Origin of the sequence: Bradyrhizobium jicamae (assembly GCF_018130215.1) — a bacterium.
Taxonomy (GTDB): Bacteria; Pseudomonadota; Alphaproteobacteria; order Rhizobiales; family Xanthobacteraceae; genus Bradyrhizobium; species Bradyrhizobium jicamae_A.
This window is the reverse complement of sequence record NZ_JAFCKQ010000013.1, coordinates 141,036-159,889: the sequence shown is the minus strand read 5'-3', so window position 1 is coordinate 159,889 and position 18,854 is coordinate 141,036. Positions and strand designations below refer to the sequence as shown.

Annotated in this window: 19 protein-coding genes and 1 tRNA gene; 16 read left to right on the top strand and 4 right to left on the bottom strand. The window is 65.2% G+C overall.

Annotated features, from left to right (window positions below; genetic code table 11):
* Positions 1-86: 86 nt before the first annotated feature.
* A tRNA-Ser gene (locus JQ586_RS17190) sits at positions 87-176 on the bottom strand.
* A gap of 213 nt (positions 177-389) precedes the next feature.
* Here JQ586_RS17190 and JQ586_RS17185 point away from each other — a divergent pair.
* A complete protein-coding gene (locus JQ586_RS17185; protein WP_212395781.1) occupies positions 390-1,253 on the top strand; it encodes an alpha/beta fold hydrolase in 864 nt (287 codons plus the stop codon).
* 283 nt (positions 1,254-1,536) lie between these two features.
* On the opposite strand, the gene JQ586_RS17180 is transcribed toward JQ586_RS17185, so the two are convergent.
* A complete protein-coding gene (locus JQ586_RS17180) occupies positions 1,537-2,697 on the bottom strand; it encodes an ROK family protein (RefSeq protein WP_212395780.1) in 1,161 nt (386 codons plus the stop codon).
* A gap of 332 nt (positions 2,698-3,029) precedes the next feature.
* On the opposite strand from JQ586_RS17180, the gene rplU reads away from it, so the two are divergent.
* From rplU to JQ586_RS17165, 3 genes are all read left to right on the top strand, one after another.
* Positions 3,030-3,410, top strand: coding sequence for a 50S ribosomal protein L21 (gene rplU / locus JQ586_RS17175; RefSeq protein ID WP_212395779.1), 381 nt, complete (start codon positions 3,030-3,032; stop codon positions 3,408-3,410).
* A gap of 110 nt (positions 3,411-3,520) precedes the next feature.
* A complete protein-coding gene (gene rpmA / locus JQ586_RS17170) occupies positions 3,521-3,790 on the top strand; it encodes a 50S ribosomal protein L27 (RefSeq protein ID WP_028336337.1) in 270 nt (89 codons plus the stop codon).
* A 170-nt stretch (positions 3,791-3,960) separates the two neighbouring features.
* Positions 3,961-4,557, top strand: coding sequence for a GNAT family N-acetyltransferase (locus JQ586_RS17165; RefSeq protein WP_212395778.1), 597 nt, complete (start codon positions 3,961-3,963; stop codon positions 4,555-4,557).
* A 2-nt stretch (positions 4,558-4,559) separates the two neighbouring features.
* Here JQ586_RS17165 and JQ586_RS17160 read toward each other — a convergent pair whose 3' ends face one another.
* Positions 4,560-5,474 carry a DMT family transporter gene (locus JQ586_RS17160; protein WP_212395777.1) on the bottom strand — a complete coding sequence of 305 codons (915 nt, stop codon included), beginning with the start codon at positions 5,472-5,474 and terminating at the stop codon, positions 4,560-4,562.
* A gap of 164 nt (positions 5,475-5,638) precedes the next feature.
* Here JQ586_RS17160 and JQ586_RS17155 point away from each other — a divergent pair, with 164 nt between their 5' ends.
* The 12 genes from JQ586_RS17155 to JQ586_RS17100 all read left to right on the top strand — a co-directional run bounded on the left by JQ586_RS17155 (position 5,639) and on the right by JQ586_RS17100 (position 17,115).
* Complete coding sequence (locus JQ586_RS17155; protein ID WP_212395776.1) at positions 5,639-6,118, top strand: MaoC family dehydratase; 480 nt, start codon at positions 5,639-5,641, stop codon at positions 6,116-6,118.
* Positions 6,119-6,323: 205 nt separating this feature from the next.
* Positions 6,324-7,376, top strand: a complete 1,053-nt coding sequence (gene obgE, locus JQ586_RS17150; protein ID WP_212395775.1) for a GTPase ObgE — start codon at positions 6,324-6,326, stop codon at positions 7,374-7,376.
* 77 nt (positions 7,377-7,453) lie between these two features.
* Positions 7,454-8,596, top strand: coding sequence for a glutamate 5-kinase (gene proB / locus JQ586_RS17145; protein WP_212395774.1), 1,143 nt, complete (start codon positions 7,454-7,456; stop codon positions 8,594-8,596).
* Between the two features lie 123 nt (positions 8,597-8,719).
* Complete coding sequence (locus JQ586_RS17140; RefSeq protein WP_212395773.1) at positions 8,720-10,012, top strand: glutamate-5-semialdehyde dehydrogenase; 1,293 nt, start codon at positions 8,720-8,722, stop codon at positions 10,010-10,012.
* Between the two features lie 27 nt (positions 10,013-10,039).
* Positions 10,040-10,681: a nicotinate-nucleotide adenylyltransferase gene (locus JQ586_RS17135; protein ID WP_212395772.1), complete on the top strand. Its 642-nt coding sequence runs from the start codon at positions 10,040-10,042 to the stop codon at positions 10,679-10,681.
* A 186-nt stretch (positions 10,682-10,867) separates the two neighbouring features.
* The gene (rsfS, locus tag JQ586_RS17130; RefSeq protein ID WP_283815457.1) at positions 10,868-11,236 is read left to right on the top strand and encodes a ribosome silencing factor; all 369 of its coding nucleotides are present in this window, start codon (positions 10,868-10,870) and stop codon (positions 11,234-11,236) included.
* A gap of 50 nt (positions 11,237-11,286) precedes the next feature.
* A complete protein-coding gene (gene rlmH, locus JQ586_RS17125) occupies positions 11,287-11,766 on the top strand; it encodes a 23S rRNA (pseudouridine(1915)-N(3))-methyltransferase RlmH (protein WP_212395771.1) in 480 nt (159 codons plus the stop codon).
* Between the two features lie 39 nt (positions 11,767-11,805).
* Complete coding sequence (locus JQ586_RS17120) at positions 11,806-13,173, top strand: peptidoglycan DD-metalloendopeptidase family protein (protein ID WP_212395770.1); 1,368 nt, start codon at positions 11,806-11,808, stop codon at positions 13,171-13,173.
* Entirely contained in the window at positions 13,170-14,543 is a 1,374-nt protein-coding gene (locus tag JQ586_RS17115; RefSeq protein ID WP_212395769.1) for a S41 family peptidase, read from the top strand. Before JQ586_RS17120 ends, JQ586_RS17115 begins: the two co-directional genes overlap by 4 nt.
* 156 nt (positions 14,544-14,699) lie before the next feature.
* Positions 14,700-15,911, top strand: coding sequence for a divergent polysaccharide deacetylase family protein (locus tag JQ586_RS17110; RefSeq protein WP_212395768.1), 1,212 nt, complete (start codon positions 14,700-14,702; stop codon positions 15,909-15,911).
* A 72-nt stretch (positions 15,912-15,983) separates the two neighbouring features.
* Positions 15,984-16,487 (top strand): RNA pyrophosphohydrolase, encoded by a 504-nt coding sequence (locus JQ586_RS17105; RefSeq protein ID WP_212395767.1) that lies wholly within the window; start codon positions 15,984-15,986, stop codon positions 16,485-16,487.
* 127 nt (positions 16,488-16,614) lie between these two features.
* The gene (locus JQ586_RS17100) at positions 16,615-17,115 is read left to right on the top strand and encodes an RNA pyrophosphohydrolase (protein ID WP_212395766.1); all 501 of its coding nucleotides are present in this window, start codon (positions 16,615-16,617) and stop codon (positions 17,113-17,115) included.
* Here JQ586_RS17100 and JQ586_RS17095 read toward each other — a convergent pair.
* Positions 17,112-18,752, bottom strand: coding sequence for an adenylate/guanylate cyclase domain-containing protein (locus JQ586_RS17095; RefSeq protein ID WP_212395765.1), 1,641 nt, complete (start codon positions 18,750-18,752; stop codon positions 17,112-17,114). The two genes, JQ586_RS17100 and JQ586_RS17095, sit on opposite strands and share 4 nt — an antisense overlap.
* Positions 18,753-18,854: the final 102 nt, after the last annotated feature.

The following is an 18,854-nucleotide window of genomic DNA, read 5'->3' as shown; positions in this document are numbered from 1 at the left end:
CCTCGACAATCCGTTCGGCACGAGGTTGTCACCCATGTCTTAGGTACGTTCCGTTACCTATGTGTCCGGGCTGGACAGAAGGCGGGTGGCGGAGAGGGAGGGATTCGAACCCCCGATAGGCTTGCACCTATGCCGCATTTCGAGTGCGGTGCATTCAACCACTCTGCCACCTCTCCAGTGGCCCGGGTGATTTGCGCCACCCGCGGTCGGGGCGTGTTCTAGGCGAGGATGGCGGGCCAGACAAGGCGCTGCAATAATATTTCCGTCACGGAGGGAGGTTGCATCGGCCGCGCCGGGGCACCAGAAGAAAGCACGCGGAAACAAAGCGCTAGCGGCGCCGTTCTGGTTTGGACCTGAAGGCGTCGACGCATACGGAGCGGGAGTAGGCCATGGAGCATCTCACTGTCAGGGCCAACGGCGCGGCATTCCACGTCGCGCGGACCGGGAACGGTCAACCGCTGCTCCTGCTGCACGGCTGGCCGGAGTTCTGGCTGACCTGGGAGCCGGTGATGACACGCCTGGCCTCCCGGTTCACCCTGATCGCGCCCGACCTGCGCGGCTTTGGCGACAGCGACAAGCCAAATGGGCCCTGCGGTCCAGACCAGCATACCGAAGACATGCTGGCGCTGCTGGACGCGCTCGGCATCGCAAAGGCCGGCATCGTCGGCCATGATGTCGGTGGCGCGGTGATGCAACCTCTCGCCCGCAAGGCGCCGGACAGGATCGCGGGCCTGTTCTTCTTCGACTTCGTCTATCCCGGCATCGGGGTGCGCATGGCCGCGCCCGAGCGGCTGAACCACATCTGGTACCAGTCATTCCACCAGATGGAGATGGCGCCCGCCCTGGTCGGCGCGACGCGGGAGTCATGCCGGATCTATATCGGGCACTTTCTGCGCAACTGGGCCCATCGCAAGGCGGCGTTCGATGACGTGCTCGACGCCTTCACCGACAATTTCATCAAGCCGGGCAACCTTGCCGGTGGCTTTGCGCATTACAGCGCGGCACACGCGGGGCGCGTGAAGATGATGCAGGGCGAGGCCCCCGTGCTGCCGCCGATCGCACTGCCGACCTGCATCCGCTGGGCCGAGCACGACCCGCTGTTTCCCTATGCCTGGACCGACCGGCTCGGTGAGACCTTTGCCAATCTCGACCTCGAGATGTTCCCCGACGTCGGGCATTTCCCGCATCGAGAGGATCCCGATCGCGCGGCGGCCGAGATCTCCGGGTTCTTCGGGCAGGTCAACTGGAAGTAGAAATGGGTGGGACCGCCAGACGCGACAAAAATACTGGCGGTCCCTCGCCGCTTCTTGCAATGTCTGGCCATGGAAGTGCGGTTCCAGGTCAGCGGGAGCGACGAGGCCACGCTAGCAAGACGGCGGGGATGGGCAATCTGAACCCGCTCTTAACCTAACCTGTCAACCTTACCGTGCTGCGACAGTCGCGCGCGAGAGCCGACGGCGTTTCAGGCCTTGATTTCTGGACTCGATATTTCAGGCGTCGATATTTCAGGCCTTGGTATCTCAGCCCTTTGGCATCTCAGGCCTTGGCTTTTTTGGCCTTCTTCTCGGTCTTTTCGGCCTCATCGCCATCCTTTGCCTTATCCCTGGCCTTGTCGTCCTTGCTCTCGTTCTTGCCGTTCTCTTTCCTGCGATTGGTGTAGCGGGCATTGCCGAGCCCGGTTCCGATCGTCAGCACGCCCCAGCGCGCCACGTCCTGCATGAACGGCACCTCGGCGAGCCCCTGCGCCACGCCGTCATTATGCATCACGACCGCGGTGTCATGGCCGCCGATCTCGGGGATCGCCTCGACCAGGCTCGCCGGCAGGTTGAATTTGCTGCTCTCCCAGTTACCCGGCAGGTTCTGCGCGCCCTTGGCGATCGAGCCGTCCTCGTTGATGACGCCGGGACAGGCGATGCCGATGAAGGGGGCGAGCTTCAGGCCCTCGGCTTCGGTGACGGCAATCAGGTCCCTGAGCATCTTCACCAGCCGCTTCACGGCGCCTTCGCGCGTCGGTTCGTCGTCGGCGTGACGCCACAGTTCGGATTTCCAGACCGTCGCCTTGGAGAGATCGGGTGCCTTCTTCCAGCGCGTCTCGACCACGCCGCAGCGGATGTTGGTGCCGCCGATGTCGACCGCGAGAATGCTGTCATGGGCCTCGAAGATCCATGATGGCGCCAGATGCAGCGTGCCGATCAGGCCGGCCTCATCGGGGTGAAAACGGATCGGCACCAGGTCAACCTTGAAATCCTCCGCCTTGAGGATGATGTCGGTGCGCGCGATCGCGAGTTCGCCGAGCCGGCTTTCGCGAAAGCCGCCGCCGACCACGATGCGCTCGGTCTTTGCCCAGGCCTTGGTCCTGAGAAAGCGCCGCGTCACATAGGCGAGCTCCTGGGCGAATTCCTCGATCGCGCTGTGCACGACGGCAGAGGCCTCGGTGTCGTCGCCGACCAGCATCTCGTCGAGCTTCTTCTTGCTGATCTTGTCGGAAGGCTCGTCGCCGAACGGATCCTCGCCCGAATTGCGCAGCGGCTTGCGCCAGCGATCGAAGATCTTGCGGAATGCGCCCTTGGACGCGCGATCACCGACGAATCCCTCGTCGTCCTTCAGCTCGATGTTGAAACTGTCGATGTCGACGGATGGCAGCCGCGCGCCACCGTGGCGCGCAATGCCCGTGGTCGTTACAATGTCGTCGGCCATGTGCCCTCTGCCCAGCGCGGAATGGAGGACAACGGGTTGGGAACCCGTTGGTTTCACGCCGGGTCGGGGCTCCGAGCAGGCAAGGAGGGCCAAAACCGCGCCAAACCCTTCATTTTTGGCCGGTTTTTGCCGCCCCTTGCCTTGACTCCTCGCGGTTTGCGGCTATAAGTCCGGCCATCCGGCGCGAGGATTTCTCGCGCCGCTTGTTTTTGCGCGAGCTTTTTGGGAACTCGTTCCCTGTCGCGCGAAAATCGTAAACCCGTAGCGACTGAACAAAAAGCCGACCCGGGCGATCCGTCCGAGGCCGGAACCGAACACGAAGGAATCAAACGATGTTCGCAGTCATCAAAACCGGCGGCCGGCAATTCCGCGTCGTTCCGAATGATGTACTCGAGATTGGCAAGATCGCCGGCGACGTCGGCACGATCGTGCAGCTTGGCGAAGTTCTGGTGCTCGGCGGTGACACGCCGGTGCTCGGAACCCCCACCGTGGCAGGCGCGTCCGTTGCGGCCGAGGTGCTGCAGCACAAGCGCGGCCCCAAGGTGATCGCGTTCAAGAAGCGCCGCCGCAAGAATTCACGCCGCAAGCGCGGCTATCGCGACGAACTCACGGTGCTTCGCATCACCGAGATCCTCGCCGATAACGCCAAGCCGACCATCGGCCCTCGGCCGAAGAAGGAAAAGGTCGCAGCGCCCGCCGAAGCAGCCGAATAGGCTTGTCGCGGGACGACAAGTGACATCGCGCCGCACGTTGGCGTGACCAGAATTGAAATGATTCCGTCAAGGAATTGATCTAGAGATCAAAGCGAAGTCGGAGACGAGCCATGGCTCACAAAAAAGCAGGCGGTTCATCGCGCAACGGACGTGATTCCAAGGGCAAGCGCCTTGGCATCAAGGCGTTCGGTGGCGAGCGCGTGATCCCCGGTAACATCATCGCGCGTCAGCGCGGCACCACCTGGCATCCCGGCCTTAATGTCGGCATGGGCACCGACCACACCCTCTTCGCGAAGATCGAGGGTCATGTCGAGTTCCGTGCCAAGGCCAATGGCCGCACATTCGTATCGGTCATCCCGATGGCGGAAGCGGCCGAATAGACGGTGGACATAAACGAGTCCGCCGGGTCCTGTTGAACCGGCGGAGTCGAAAAGGGCTCCAAGGGGGAGGCGGGACAACCGGCCTCCCCTTTTTGTTGCGCGTGTCCGGAAACGGCCACGCGCGGCGTTCCAAGCGTTGCGTATCAGTTTTCGCATCACAGGAGCCCGACATGCTGCAGGACATCCCGACGCCGACCTTGCGCGAGGCAAGAGCTTGCGTCCTCGAGACCGAACGGCTGACTTTGCGCAAGCCGACGCTCGCGGACGTTAAAGCAATTGCGCGCCTCGCCAATGATCGCCGCATCGCGGAGAACACACGCCGCCTGCCGCATCCCTATACCCAGGACGACGCCATCGATTTCGTGCGCGCGCTGGCCGACGGCGGTGGCGAGACGGTCTTCGTGATCGAGAACAACCACACGCCGATCGGCATGGTCGGCATCGACTGGCGTGAGCGGATGACGCCCGAACTCGGCTATTGGCTCGGCGTCGATTATTGGGGTCAGGGCTTCGGCACAGAGGCCGCCCGCGCGGTCATCGACTATTGCTTCGAGGAGTTCGACGTCGACCAGCTGATCTCGGGCGCCCGGGTCGCCAATCCCTCGTCGCGCAACATCCTGGAGAAGTGCGGCTTCCAGTGGAGCGGCGTCGAGCTGCACCGCTTCGAGGCGCTGGGCTCGTCGACCCCGGTCGACTGCTTCCGCCTCTCGCGCAGCGTCTGGGCCTCGCTGAAGAGCTGGAACAACTCGACGCGGCGGGAGGGATAGGATCACGCCGGCGGATTGACCACCTTGTCGCCGCGCCCGAGCTGCTGCTCGCGCAGGAAGATGTAGAGGCCGGCCGCGATGATGATCGCGGCGCCGACGATCGTGGCCCAGGACGGCACGTCGCCGAACACCACGAAGCCGAAGATCACCGCCCACACGATCATCGAATACTGGTAGGGCACGACCACGCTCGCCGGCGCGAGCTTCAGCGAGCGGTTGACGCAGAGCAGTGCGGCGACCGAGACCATGCCGGCGGCGGCGAACAGTACGAGGCTGCCGGCCGATGGCGTCACCCAGCCGATCGGCGACAGCACCGCTCCGAGGATGAACGTGCCGACGAACTGCGACGTCGCCAGCACGATGTCGGGCGTCTCGCGCAGCGAGCGGGTGATCAGCATCAGGACGGCAAACGACAGGCTGCCGCCAAGCGCGATCATCGCCGGCCAGCTGATGGTCTGCGCCGACGGCCTGAGTGCGATCAATACGCCGCAGAAGCCGACCAGGATCGCGGTCCAGCGCCGCCAGCCGATATGCTCGCCGAGCACGAGGCCCGACATCGCGGTGACGAAGATCGGTCCGGCCAGGTAATAGGTGATGACGTCGGCAAGCGGCAGGTAGACGGTCGCCAGGAAAAACGCCGCGACCTCCAGCGTCGACAGCGTCACGCGCAGCAATTGCAGCCACGGCCGCTCCAGGTGCAGGAAATCCGCGCGCCGCTTCCAGACGATGGGCAGCAGCGCGAGCAGCGCAGCACAGGCGCGCAACCACAGCAGCTGCCCGACCGAATAGGTCGCGACGATGAACTTGCCCATCGCATCGCCGAACGAGAACATGAAGATCGACAGCAACATCAACCCGATGCCGGCGAGCCGAGCGGATCGATCGTCGTAGGAGGAGAGTTTTGCGAACAGGCTCATTTGCTCGTCGTCGCCGCGTGAGTCGGGCTTGTCGTTACGATCGGGTTTTAACGAGGTGGCCGCGCAGGACAACCCCGGCGGCGGCAAATTGAGCCAATTGTCGCAGTCCCGCGCCTGCGCTACCGGTGGGCCTGCCAGCCAGGAAACAGCGCAGGAATTGCCACATGACCGAGTTCGACCCCACCCGGCATCGCATGGTGCCCGCGCAGCGCTGGTTCGAGGATTTCGTGCTAGGCGAGCGCTTCGTGATTCCGAGCCGGACCCAGACCTCGGCCGTTTTCGCGGCCTTCCAGACCGCAAGCGGCGACACCCACCCGATCCACTATGACGTCGAATATTGCCGCGCACGCGGCATGCCGGACCTGCTCGCGCATGGCTTCCAGACCCTGGTCCACACCGCGCCCGGCGCAGGCCTGTTCCCCTATGTGGTGGAGGAATCCCTGGTCGGCTTCCTCGAGCAGTCGAGCAGGTTCCTGAAGCCGGTCTATGCCGGCGACACCATCTACCCCGCGCTGGAGGTGATCGAGCTCGCCCCGGGTCGCTCTACCGGCGTCGTGACGCTGCGCTCGACGGTGCACAACCAGCGCCGCGAACTGGTGCTGGAGGGGATGCAAAAGTTTCTGGTGCGGCGGCGGCCGGCGTAGCCTTCCGAGCCGCAAAAAGGCCCGAAAATTAAGGCTTTTGGCCGAAGTCAGGGCGCTTGCGGGTTGCCGCAGCCGCGACCCTGCCCTAACTAGGGCGTACCGGTCCCGATAAATCAGAACCGATACGCTCTCGATTCGTGTTTTGACGCGTTTCCTTCACGCGAACCGGCGACCACTTCGCTTGAAAACGCTATAGTTGCCCATCATGAAATTCCTCGATGAAGCAAAGGTCTATATTCGCTCGGGCGACGGCGGCAACGGCTGCGTCGCGTTCCGGCGCGAGAAGTTCATCGAGTTCGGCGGCCCCTCCGGCGGCAATGGCGGCCGCGGCGGCGATATCATCATCGAGTCCGTCGACGGCCTGAACACGCTGATCGACTATCGCTACCAGCAGCACTTCAAGGCGCCAAAGGGCGGCAATGGCATGGGCAAGGACCGCCACGGCGCCAACGGCAAATCGGTCGTGCTGAAAGTGCCCGTCGGCACCCAGGTGTTCGACGAGGACCGCGAGACGCTGCTCCATGATTTCACCGAGCTCGGCGAAAAATTCGTGCTGGCCAAGGGCGGCAATGGCGGTTTCGGCAACGCGCATTTCAAATCCTCCACCAACCGCGCGCCGCGCAATGCCAATCCCGGCGCGCCGGGCGAGGAACGCTGGATCTGGCTGCGGTTGAAGCTGATCGCCGATGCCGGCCTGGTTGGGCTGCCCAACGCGGGCAAATCGACTTTCCTGTCGGTGGTCAGCGCGGCGCGGCCGAAGATCGCCGACTATCCCTTCACCACGCTGCATCCGCAGCTTGGCGTCGTGAACTCCGGCGGCCGCGAATTCGTGCTCGCCGACATCCCGGGCCTGATCGAGGGCGCGCACGAGGGTGCAGGCCTTGGCGACCGTTTCCTCGGCCATGTCGAGCGTTGCCGGGTGTTGCTGCATCTGGTCGATGCGACCTGCGAGCACGCCGGCAAGGCCTACAAGACCGTTCGTACCGAGCTCGAGTTGTATGAGGGCCAGCTCGCCGACAAGGTCGAGATCGTCGCGCTGAACAAGATCGATGCGGTCACGCCGGACGAGCTGAAGAAGCAGAAGGACCGGCTGAAGCGGGCGGCGAAGAGGACGCCGCTGTTGCTCTCCGGCGCCACCGGCGCCGGCGTGCAGGACGCGCTGCGCACGCTGGTCGAGGTGATCGGCGAGGCGCCGGTATCGAGCAAGGCCAAGAGCCAGGCCGAGCCATGGGCAACGCCGGTGCCGCCACAGGGTTGAAAGCCCCTCGAGTCAGCCACTTCCAAAGTCTCGACGTGGCGCGTATTGCTTCCCTCGATCCGTCCCAGACCGCACCCATGAAACGCCCCGCGCTCAAGAATTTCCGCCGCATCGTCGTCAAGGTCGGCTCGTCCCTGCTGGTCGATTCGCAGGCCGGTGAGGTGCGCGCATCCTGGCTCGCGGCACTGGTCGACGACATCGCGAAGCTGCACAAGGACGGCCGCGAGATCATGGTGGTTTCGTCAGGCTCGATCGCGCTCGGCCGCGGCCGGCTGAAGCTGCCGCGTGGACCCCTGAAGCTCGAGGAGAGCCAGGCTGCCGCAGCGGTTGGTCAGATCGCACTGGCGCGGATCTGGTCGGAGGTGCTCGGCCATCACGGCATCGGCGCCGGGCAGATCCTCGTGACGCTGCAGGATACCGAGGAGCGCCGCCGCTATCTCAACGCGCGCTCGACGATCGCCAAGCTGCTGGAATGGCACGCGGTGCCCGTGATCAACGAGAACGATACGGTCGCCACCAACGAGATCCGCTACGGCGACAATGATCGCCTCGCCGCCCGCGTCGCCACCATGACGAGCGCGGATCTCCTGATCCTGCTGTCCGACATCGACGGCCTCTACACCGCGCCGCCTTCGGCCAATCCGGATGCGGAACTGATCCCGATCGTCGAGAGCGTGACGTCTGAAATCGAGGCGATGGCGGGGGCCGCCGAATCCGAACTGTCGCGCGGCGGCATGTACACCAAGATCGAAGCCGCCAAGATCGCGACCACCGCCGGCACCCATATGCTGATCGCCTCCGGCAAGATCGAGCATCCGCTTGCCGCGATCGCCGACGGCAGCCGCTGCACCTGGTTCCTGACGCCTGCCAATCCCGTCACCGCGCGAAAGCGCTGGATCGCGGGCTCGCTCGAGCCCAAGGGCACGCTGACCATCGATGCCGGCGCGGTGGCTGCACTGCGCGCCGGAAAGAGCCTGCTGCCGGCCGGAGTTGTCAGGGTCGAGGGCCAGTTCGCGCGCGGCGATGCCGTGGTGGTGCGCGGCCCCGACACCCATGAGATCGGCCGCGGCCTTGTCGCCTACGACGCCGATAACGCCGAGAAGATCAAGGGCCGCTCCTCGCCCGACGTGATGGCGATCCTGGGCACCAGCGGCCGCTCCGAGATGATCCATCGCGACGATCTCGTGATCGGCCCGGCCGGGGCGATCCCGGCCAAATAGGCCCAAATGGCCTGCCGGACCGACCGCCGGCAGCCGGCCGCCCACCTGCCATGCCGGTTCCGCGCCTCGCCACCCCTCAATTGCCATGCTAGAACATGGTGTTAGTCAAAAGCTGGGACGTCCATGACCGCGCCTCTGAAGGCGATCGACGGCAACGCCGATCTCGCCGCCCTGATGACCGATCTCGCCGCCAACGCGCGCGCCGCCGCGCGCGTGCTGGCGCTGGCGCCGCCCGAGCAGAAGAACCGGGCGCTGGCAGCGATCGCGGCAGCGATTCGCGCGCATGCGCCGGCGATCCTGGCCGCCAATGCCGAGGATGTCGCGGAAGCACGCGCGGCCGGCATCACCTCCGCCTTCCTCGACCGCCTGACGCTGACGCAAGCGCGCGTCGACGGCATGGCCGATGGCGTTGCGACCGTGCGCGGGATTCCCGATCCGGTCGGCGCCATCACCGAAAGCTGGCAGCGCCCGAACGGCATGACCATCGAGCGCGTACGCGTGCCGCTCGGCGTGATCGGCGTGATCTTCGAAAGCCGCCCCAACGTCGCGGCCGACGCCGGCGTGCTTTGCCTGAAGGCCGGAAACGCCGTGATCCTGCGCGGCGGCTCCGACAGCTTCCGCTCCTGCCGCGCGATCCATGATTGCCTGGTGCAGGGTCTGCGCGAGGCCGGCCTGCCGGAAGCCGCGATCACGCTGGTCCCGACCCGCGACCGCGCAGCCGTCGGCCTGATGCTGTCGGGCCTCAATGGCGGCATCGACGTGATCGTGCCACGCGGAGGCAAGAGCCTGGTCTCACGCGTCGAGGCGGAAGCGCGGGTACTCGTGTTCGCGCATCTCGAAGGCGTCAACCACGTCTATGTCGACGCCAGCGCAAACCTCGATATGGCAAAATCGATCGTGCTGAACGCCAAGATGCGCCGTACCGGCGTCTGCGGCGCGGCCGAGACCCTGCTGGTCGATCGCGCCGCTGCGGCGACCAGCCTCAAGCCGCTGGTCGAGATGCTGCTCGACGCCGGCTGCGAGGTACGCGGCGACGCCGCCGCCCAGAAGGTCGATGCACGCGTCAAGCCGGCCACCGACGAGGATTGGGGCAAGGAATATCTCGATGCCGTGATTGCTGCGCGGGTCGTCGACGGCGTCGACGGCGCGATCGCCTATATCCAGAGGTACGGCTCGCACCACACCGATTCGATCGTCGCCGACGATGCGACGGCCGCGGAAAAATTCCTGAGCGAGGTCGACTCGGCGATCGTGCTGCACAACGCTTCGACGCAGTTTGCCGATGGCGGCGAGTTCGGCTTCGGCGCGGAGATCGGGATCGCGACCGGAAAATTCCACGCCCGCGGTCCGGTCGGCGCCGAGCAGCTGACGAGCTTCAAATATCGCGTTCACGGCACGGGACAGACGCGGCCGTGATCATCCCTCGACGCGTGCGGTAGCCCATTGCAGCAAGCTTCGACCGCGCAGCCATCCGCAGCCCGTGCGCTCCCGTTCTACACCAACGGCATGCGCGTCGGCCTGCTCGGCGGCTCGTTCAATCCGCCGCACGCGGCGCATCGCGCGATCAGCCAGTTCGCGCTCAAGCGGCTGCAGCTCGATCGCGTCTGGTGGCTCCTGACGCCAGGCAATCCGCTGAAGAACCACGACGGCCTGCGTGCGCTCGCCGAGCGGGCGGAGGCCGCGCAACGCGTCGCCGACGATCCGCGCATCGACATCAGCTGTCTCGAAGCTGTCATCGGTACGCGCTACACTGTCGACACGATCATCCAATTGCGGCGCCGCGTCGCCGGCGTGCATTTTGTCTGGATCATGGGCGCTGACAACCTCGCGCAATTCCATCGCTGGAAAGATTGGCGGCGCATCGCCTCGGATGTACCGATTGCCGTGATCGACCGCCCGCCGCAGAGCTTCCGCGCCCTTGCCGCGCCCGCGGCGCTGGCGCTGGCGCGCTACCGCTTGCCCGAGAACCAGGCCACCCGGCTGGCCGACCAGCAGGCCCCGGCCTGGGTCTTCCTCACCGGCATGAAATCCAAACTGTCTTCGACCGGACTCCGGAACCCGGACGGGAGCTGGAGAACGGCGTGAAGCACATGAGGGTTACTGGAATATTGAAACCATTAACCCCACATGCGTAGTATGGTGTGTGGGTGCCGAGGATTCGGCCCCGCGATACAGTGAAAGGAATGGTCCCTGGCCACATCTGTATTGTCCAAGTCTGTTTTACCCAAGGTTCCCAAGACTGCGCGTAAAACATCGACGAAAACCGCGGCCTTGCAGGCGCAACCGGACGCCCACGAACCGGATGCCAACAAGACGCTGAACCTGATCCTCTCCCGCCTCGACGACATGAAGGCGGAAGAAACGGTCACCATCGACCTTCGCGGCAAATCCGCATATTCCGACTACATGATCATCACTTCGGGCCGGGCCAACCGGCACGTCGGTGCGATCGCGGAAAATGTGACGAAGGGCCTGAAGGAAAGCGGGGTCAAGAGCGTCCATGTCGAGGGCTTGCCCAATTGCGACTGGGTGCTGATCGACTCCGGCGACGTGATCGTGCACGTGTTCAGACCCGAGGTACGCGAGTTCTACAACCTCGAACGGTTGTGGACTCAGAACCCGGCGGTCGCGGCGGTCTAGGTTTTCCGGAGCCGATGCGAATCGGCTGAGGCGCATGGTAACGTGCGTTAATGCGCCTCGTCGTGATCTGCATCGGCCGACTGAAACAGGGCCCGGAACGGGAGCTCGCCGAGCGCTACCGCGAGCGCTTCGACGACATCGGCCGCAAGCTCGGCTTCCGCGGCCTCGAGGTCCACGAAATTGCCGAAAGCCGCGCGCGAGACGCCGGCGCGCGGATCACCGAAGAGGCTGCTTCCATCTCGGCGCTGATGCCGGACAAGCACGTGCTGGTGGCGCTCGACGAGCACGGCAAGAGCATCGATAGCGCAGCCTTTGCCCGGCAACTCGGCCGCTGGCGCGACGAGGGCGCGAATGCCGTCTTCATGATCGGCGGCGCCGACGGACTTTCGCCCGAATTGCAGCGCAAGGCTGCGCTCCGCATCGCGTACGGCTCGGCGACCTGGCCGCATCAAATGGTCCGCATCATGCTTCTGGAACAGGTATATCGTGCCGCGACCATTCTGGCCGGCCACCCCTATCACCGCGTTTGATCGCGCGCGGTGACGGGGCGAGAGCGCTGAACACATCGCATGCAGCACGACGGGAACACAGTTTTGCACTCCGGCGCCGCTCGCCGCGCCTGGCTGCCGATATCGCTGTCGCTTTCAGCCGCCATGCTCGCGGCATGTCCGCTGACACCGGCGCGCGCGCAAGCCGCGCCGCCGCCGCAACAGGCCGACGCAACGTCGCCCGACGCCATCAAGCAGCGTGAGCAGGAGCTCGAAGCCGCGCGCGAGCAACAGCGCAAGGCCACCGAGCTCCAGGAGAAGCTGAAAGCCGACATCGCGGCGATCGGCCAGGACCGCAGCAAGCTCAACCAGCAGCTGATCGATATCGCCGGCCAGGTGCGCGGCGTCGAGGCGCGGATCGTCGACGCAGAGGCGCGGCTACAGGCGCTCGACGGTCGCGAGCGGGAGATCCGCGCCTCGCTCGATTCGCGCCGCGCCGAGGTCATCGAAGTGCTCGCCGCGCTTCAGCGCGCCGGACGACGCACTCCGCCGGCGCTGCTGGTGCGACCCGAGGATGCGCTGCAATCGCTGCGCACCGCGATGCTGCTCGGCGCCGTGGTGCCGGAATTGCGCGGCCGGGCCGAGAAGCTTGCGACCGATCTCGGCGAGCTGGTCGCGCTGCGCAAGACCATCTCGACCGAGCGCGACACGCTGGCGCGCGACCGCGACAAGCTCAAGGACGACCAGACCCGGCTCGCCGCGCTCGTCGACGAGCGGCAGCGGCAACAGAGCGCCGCCGAGCAGGACATGCAGGCGGAGGGCGCCCGCGCCATTGCGCTGTCCAAGCAGGCCGACAGCCTGCAGGGCCTGATCGCCAAGATGGAGCAGGACCTCAAGAGCGCGGCCAAGGCCGCCGCGACGGCCAGCCTCCAGGGCGCGCCCGCGACGGTTAACGGCAAGCCGAACCTGGGAGCTCTCAAGGACCCGGCCCGGATGAGCCCGGCGGTCGCCTTCGCCTCGGCCAAAGGCCTGTTCTCATACCCGGTTAACGGCACCAAGATTCGCGATTTTGGCGGTTCCGACGGCTCCGGCGGTGTACAAAAAGGCATTTCCTTGGCAACCAAGGCCGGCGCACAGGTCACAACCCCGTGTGACGGGTGGGTTGTCTATGCGGGTCCTTTCCGCTCTTACGGACAACTCTTGATCCTCAATGCCGGGGGCGGGTATCATGTCCTGATCGCCGGGATGGAGCGTATTTCGGTAAACATCGGCCAGTTTGTACTTACGGGGGAGCCGGTCGCGACGATGGGGTCCACATCCCAGGTCGCATCCATTCTCGCGACCAATGCGAGCCAGCCAGTGCTCTACGTCGAGTTCCGCAAAGACGGCACTCCAATCGATCCAGGTCCATGGTGGACCGCAAATGAAGGCGAAAAGGTTCGCGGATGATGCGCAAGACTTCTCTAATTCTCCTCAGCGCCGCCACCGGCGCGGCATTGACGCTTTTCGTCACGCAGCCCCGCGCTGTGCTGATGGGATCGAGCGCGCGCGCCGCGACCTCTGACACCTATCGCCAGCTCAACCTGTTCGGCGACGTGTTCGAGCGGGTGCGCAGCGACTATGTCGAGAAGCCGGACGACAGCAAGCTTGTCGAATCCGCGATCTCCGGCATGCTGTCCGGCCTCGATCCGCATTCCAGTTACATGGATGCCAAGAGCTTCCGCGACATGCAGGTGCAGACCCGCGGCGAGTTCGGCGGCCTCGGCATCGAGGTCACGATGGAGGACGGCCTGATCAAGGTGGTCTCGCCGATCGACGACACTCCTGCGTCGAAGGCCGGCATCATGGCCAACGACATCATCACCCAGCTCGACGATGAGCAGGTGCAGGGCCTGACCCTGAACCAGGCCGTCGAGAAGATGCGCGGTCCGGTCAACACCAAGATCAAGCTCAAGATCATCCGCAAGGGCCAGGACAATCCGATCGACGTCACGCTGGTGCGCGACAACATCCGCGTCCGCTCGGTGCGCGCCCACGTCGAGGCCGACGACATCGCCTACATCCGCATCACCACCTTCAACGAGCAGACCACCGAAGGCCTGAAGAAGGAGATCGCCAATCTGCAGGGCCAGATCGGCGACAAGCTGAAGGGCTACATCATCGATCTGCGCAACAACCCCGGCGGCCTGCTGGAGGAAGCGGTCACGGTCTCCGATGCGTTCCTTGAGCGCGGCGAGATCGTCTCGACCCGCGGACGCAACGCCGAGGAAACGCAGCGCCGCACCGCTCACCCGGGCGACCTCACCAAGGGCAAGCCGGTCATCGTGCTGATCAACGGCGGCTCGGCCTCGGCCTCCGAAATCGTTGCCGGCGCGCTGCAGGACCACAAGCGCGCGACGCTGGTCGGAACGCGCTCGTTCGGCAAGGGCTCGGTGCAGACCATCATCCCGCTCGGCTCGGGCAATGGCGCGCTCCGCCTGACCACCGCGCGCTACTACACGCCTTCGGGCAAGTCGATCCAGGCCAAGGGCATCGTTCCCGACATCGAGGTGCTGCAGGACGTGCCGGACGAGCTGAAGGCGCGCACCGACACCAAGGGCGAGGCCTCGCTGCGCGGCCATCTGAAGAACGACGGCGACGAGAAGACCGGCTCGCAATCCTACGTGCCGCCGGATGCCAAGGACGACAAGGCGCTCAAGATGGCTGACGACCTGCTACACGGCATCAAGTCGACCGCGAATGCGACCACGCCTCCGGCGCCTGCCGCGGCGACCGACAAGGCCGCAGGCGACAAGCCGGCTGGCAAGTCCGACAACTGATCCCGGCAAGCCCGGTTCAGAACTGATTCGACAAGGGGCGGCCTTCGCGCCGCCCTTTTGCGTTTCCGAGTCCGCACCGGGCTCTGACGGGGATCGGGCACGCACAGGAATGCGCCGCGCCGTGGTATCGTTTGCGCTGTTGATTCGGGGAGGGTCATGGCAGAGGCGGCCGACGAACTAAGCACGCCGCTCGGGCAGGACACCGTGAGCAGGACGCGCCGGTTTCGCCTGCCGTTCACGGCGATGCAGGCGCTCGCCGTGCTGCTTGGGCTCGTGCTGGTCGGGTTCGTCGGCGTCGCGCTGTTCAACGACAATCCGCTCGGGGGCGAGCCGATCGCCCATATCGCGCTCCGCAAGCAGGACACGCCTGCGGCAGTGGACAAGCAGGCGCCGGCCAGCCAGGCCGCAGTGGCCGTGAAATCGGCTCCCAAGCCGCCGGCCGCAAGCGATGCACGGACCGTCACCATCATCGACGGCTCGAGCGGCAAGCGCCAGGACGTCGTGATCGGCGCCGGTGACCCGGCCGACAAGGGCAACGCCGACAGCCCGGCGCCCGTCGCAGCCATGGCAGGGGTCGACCCTCGCCTTCTGGAAAAAACGCGTTACGGCATGATCCCCATGGTCGCAGACGGGCTGAAGCCCTTCACCGTCTATGCAGCCGACGCCGACCGCGCCAAGGCCGCCGGGATGCCCGTGGTGGCGGTCGTGGTCGCAGGCCTCGGTGTCGGCGCCGCCAAGACCGCCGACGCTATCGTCAAACTGCCTTCGGCGGTGACGCTGGCCTTCACGCCCTACGGGGCCGACCCCGGCAAGCTGGCCGAACGCGCCCGGGCGCAGCGGCATGAGATCCTGCTGCAAATCCCGATGGAGCCGTTCGACTACCCCGACAACGATCCGGGACCGCAGACGCTGCTGACGACGCTGCCAAGCGAACAGAACCTCGACCGCCTTTATTGGCACCTGAGCCGGCTGCAGGGCTACGCAGGCATCGCGAACTTCATGGGCGCTCGATTCGTTGCGACCGATCTCGTCATGCAACCGATCGTCCGCGAGGCGGCAAAGCGCGGCCTCGGATATTTCGACGATGGTTCCACCCCGAGGAGCGTCGCCCAGTCACTGGCGGCAGGGCAGGCCATGCCGTTTGCCAAGGCCGATTTCACTATCGATGCGGTGCCGACCTCGGCGGAAATCGACCGCACGCTGGTCAAGCTGGAGACGCTCGCCAAGGAACGCGGAACCGCCATCGGCGTCGCCTCGGCGCTGCCGGTATCGATCGAGCGGCTGGCCAGCTGGATCAAGAGCCTGGACTCGAAGGGCATTATGCTTGTGCCATTGACAACGGCGATGCTGAAATCAAAATCGAGCTGAAGATCAATCTGTTGGTACGACCTTGCCGGGGGGCCGGGTCGGCTGGCCTCAGAAGTGCGAGGTATCGGCGGCATGGCACGTTACGAAGACCTGCCCTATCGAACCTGCGTTGGCATCATGCTGTTGAATGCGGCGGGACTGGTCTTCATCGGGCGTCGGGCAGGCGGCATCGAGCACGTCGATGAAGCCCATGTCTGGCAGATGCCGCAAGGGGGCGTCGATCCCGGCGAGGACACGTTTCAGGCCGCCAAGCGCGAGCTTTACGAGGAAACCAGCGTCAAATCGGTGGAGAAGCTCGGTGAAGTTGCCGACTGGCTGATCTATGACATCCCGCGCACCGTCGCCGGGCGCGCCTGGAAAGGCCGCTATCGCGGGCAACGGCAAAAATGGTTCGCGCTGCGCTTCACCGGCAAGGACAACGAGATCAACGTCGCCAATCCCGGTGGAGGCCACAAGGCCGAGTTCGTCTCATGGCGCTGGGAGCCGATGAAGAACCTCCCTGAACTCATCGTGCCGTTCAAGCGGCCGGTCTATGAGCGCGTGGTGAAGGAATTCGCCGGGCTCGCGACCGGCTAGAGCGCAATGAATCGGCATCGCGCTTTAGCTCGTTGTTTGAGCATGATCTCCGCGCAAACGCGTTCCGCGTTTGTCGCGAGGGAAAACCGCTACGCACTCTTCCGGATCATGCTCTAGATTCGCCGCCATGCAGTCGGACAAACCCTATCGGCCCAACGTGGGCATTGCGCTGTTCAATGCAGGTGGGCGCGTGCTGATCGGGCGCCGGTTCAAGGATGATGGGCCGGAGATCGTGCTGCCCGGTCTCGAATGGCAGATGCCGCAAGGCGGCATCGACCCGGGCGAGGATCCGCGTCAGGCGGTGATGCGCGAACTTTGGGAAGAGACCGGGGCCGTCAGCGCCGACTATCTCGGCGAGACCGACTGGATGACCTACGAATTCCCACCCTATGACGGACCACAAACGCATCGGCTGGCGAAATTCCGCGGGCAGCGGCAGAAATGGTTCGCGCTCCGCTTCACCGGACGCGACGACGAGATCGATCCGCTGACGCCGCGCAACGGCCAGCCCGCGGAGTTCGATCAGTGGCGCTGGGAGCGTCTCGACCGTGTCGCGGATCTCGTGGTCCCGTTCCGCCGCGATGTCTATCGCGCGGTCGCCGTGCGCTTCGCGGAATTCGCGCGTTAATTCGGGCTGACCGCGAATGGCCCGATCGCGATCACATGGCAATCGCTGTCGCGTCTGGCACAGTCGCCAAGGGCAGCATTGACCGCGGCGGCCTCGCTGGCCGCCTTCAGTCCGAGGCCCGGCCGGCCCTGCGTGCCGACCGCGACCGCATTCCAGCCCGTCGTCGCCTCCGCGAGCCTGTGCGCGATATCGCTTCGTTCATTCGGCGTGATCACCGAACTATCGGCGGCCTTGAAGAAGCCGGTCACGCGCGATGTTGTCGGAATCGGGACGACAAAGACGTCGTCAACGGCCACGATCATGCAGGGAACACCGGCAAGTGCGCCGCAAGCCTGCAGGTTACGTCGCGTCGACTCTTCGAGCGTGTCCATGCCGGAGTTGAAGAAGAACTGGGCGCCCGGCCCAAGCGCGATCGTTTTCGTCTTGCGCCCCGGCGTGAAGAGGCTATCGAGCCGGTTTCTGCCAGGCTCGTGCACCATCGGCATATCCTTTGACGCGAATGGCTTCTCAACCAGCGAATCACGCTTGACCCAGGGCAGTGGCGGCAGCGGCGGCCGACCGTGCACATACACGACCGTGTTGCCGACGGCGTAAAGCTCGCACCGGCGCGGCGTGCCGACATTATCGGCACGTTTCTGGCACTGATCGAGCGCCGCGGCCTTCGCGGCGTCCTCGTTCGCCTGCCCCGCGACCCAGCCGATGAAGCCGTTGAGGTTGATGGCAAGCGCCTTGGCATCACCAGCCCTCACATATTCATTGGCAAGAAGGACACGGTTACGGTCGCTGATGAAGGGAATGCTGTCAGCGGCGAAACGCTCGTTTGGCGGTGCCGACGTCGGCGGAGCCGGCGCCGCCGTCGCGGAAGCGGGCGCAGGCGACGATGTGGCTGACGGCGCTGACGGCGGCATCGGCCCCGGCGAAGCTGCCGGTGTCGCGGCGTTGCTTGCGACCATGGTGGGCTGCGTCACCGACGTTTCGAGCTTGGTGTAGTAGAGGAAACCACCGACCCCGATCGCAGCGAGCAGGACCAGGGTTGCCGACACCGGCCACATCCAGGCGGGTGCGCCGGCAGAGCCCGGCTTGACCGGCTTCTTGAGCTGCGGGGTCGCGTAGGTGCCGTCCTCGCGCCGCATCGCGATCATGTAGGCATGCACGGGGGTCGGAATGTTCTTCACTTCCTGCGCGCCGATATCGGCGAACTGCACCGACAGCTTGTTGGCGACCTGCTCGTGCACCGCGCGGGACACGCAGATGCCGCCAACCTCCGCGAGGCCCTCGAGCCGCGCGGCGATATTGACACCGTCGCCGAGCAGGTCACCGTCGCGCTCGACCACGTCGCCGATGGTGATACCGATGCGAAACGCCATCTGCCGACTCGGCGGATACGCCATGTTGCGGGTACGCAGGCTTTCCTGAATGTCGATGGCGCAGCGCACCGCTTCGACCGCGCTGGGAAATTCCGCAAGCACCGCATCACCCGCGGTGTTGAAGATACGGCCGCCGCACTTGGCGATGAAATCATCGGTGACCTGCCGGTAGGATGCGAGCCGCCGCAGCGTCTCCTCCTCATCCTCCGCAACCAGGCGGCTGTAGCCTGCAATATCGGCCGCAAAGATCGCCGCGATCTTGCGTTTCATGAGTATCAGCCCCGAAACACGAGCATGCCGGGAGAATGCCGTCAGACGTTCCGGGGTGCAACAAGCATTCAGCGCCCGCCAGGGGCTGGCGAGCGCTGAATC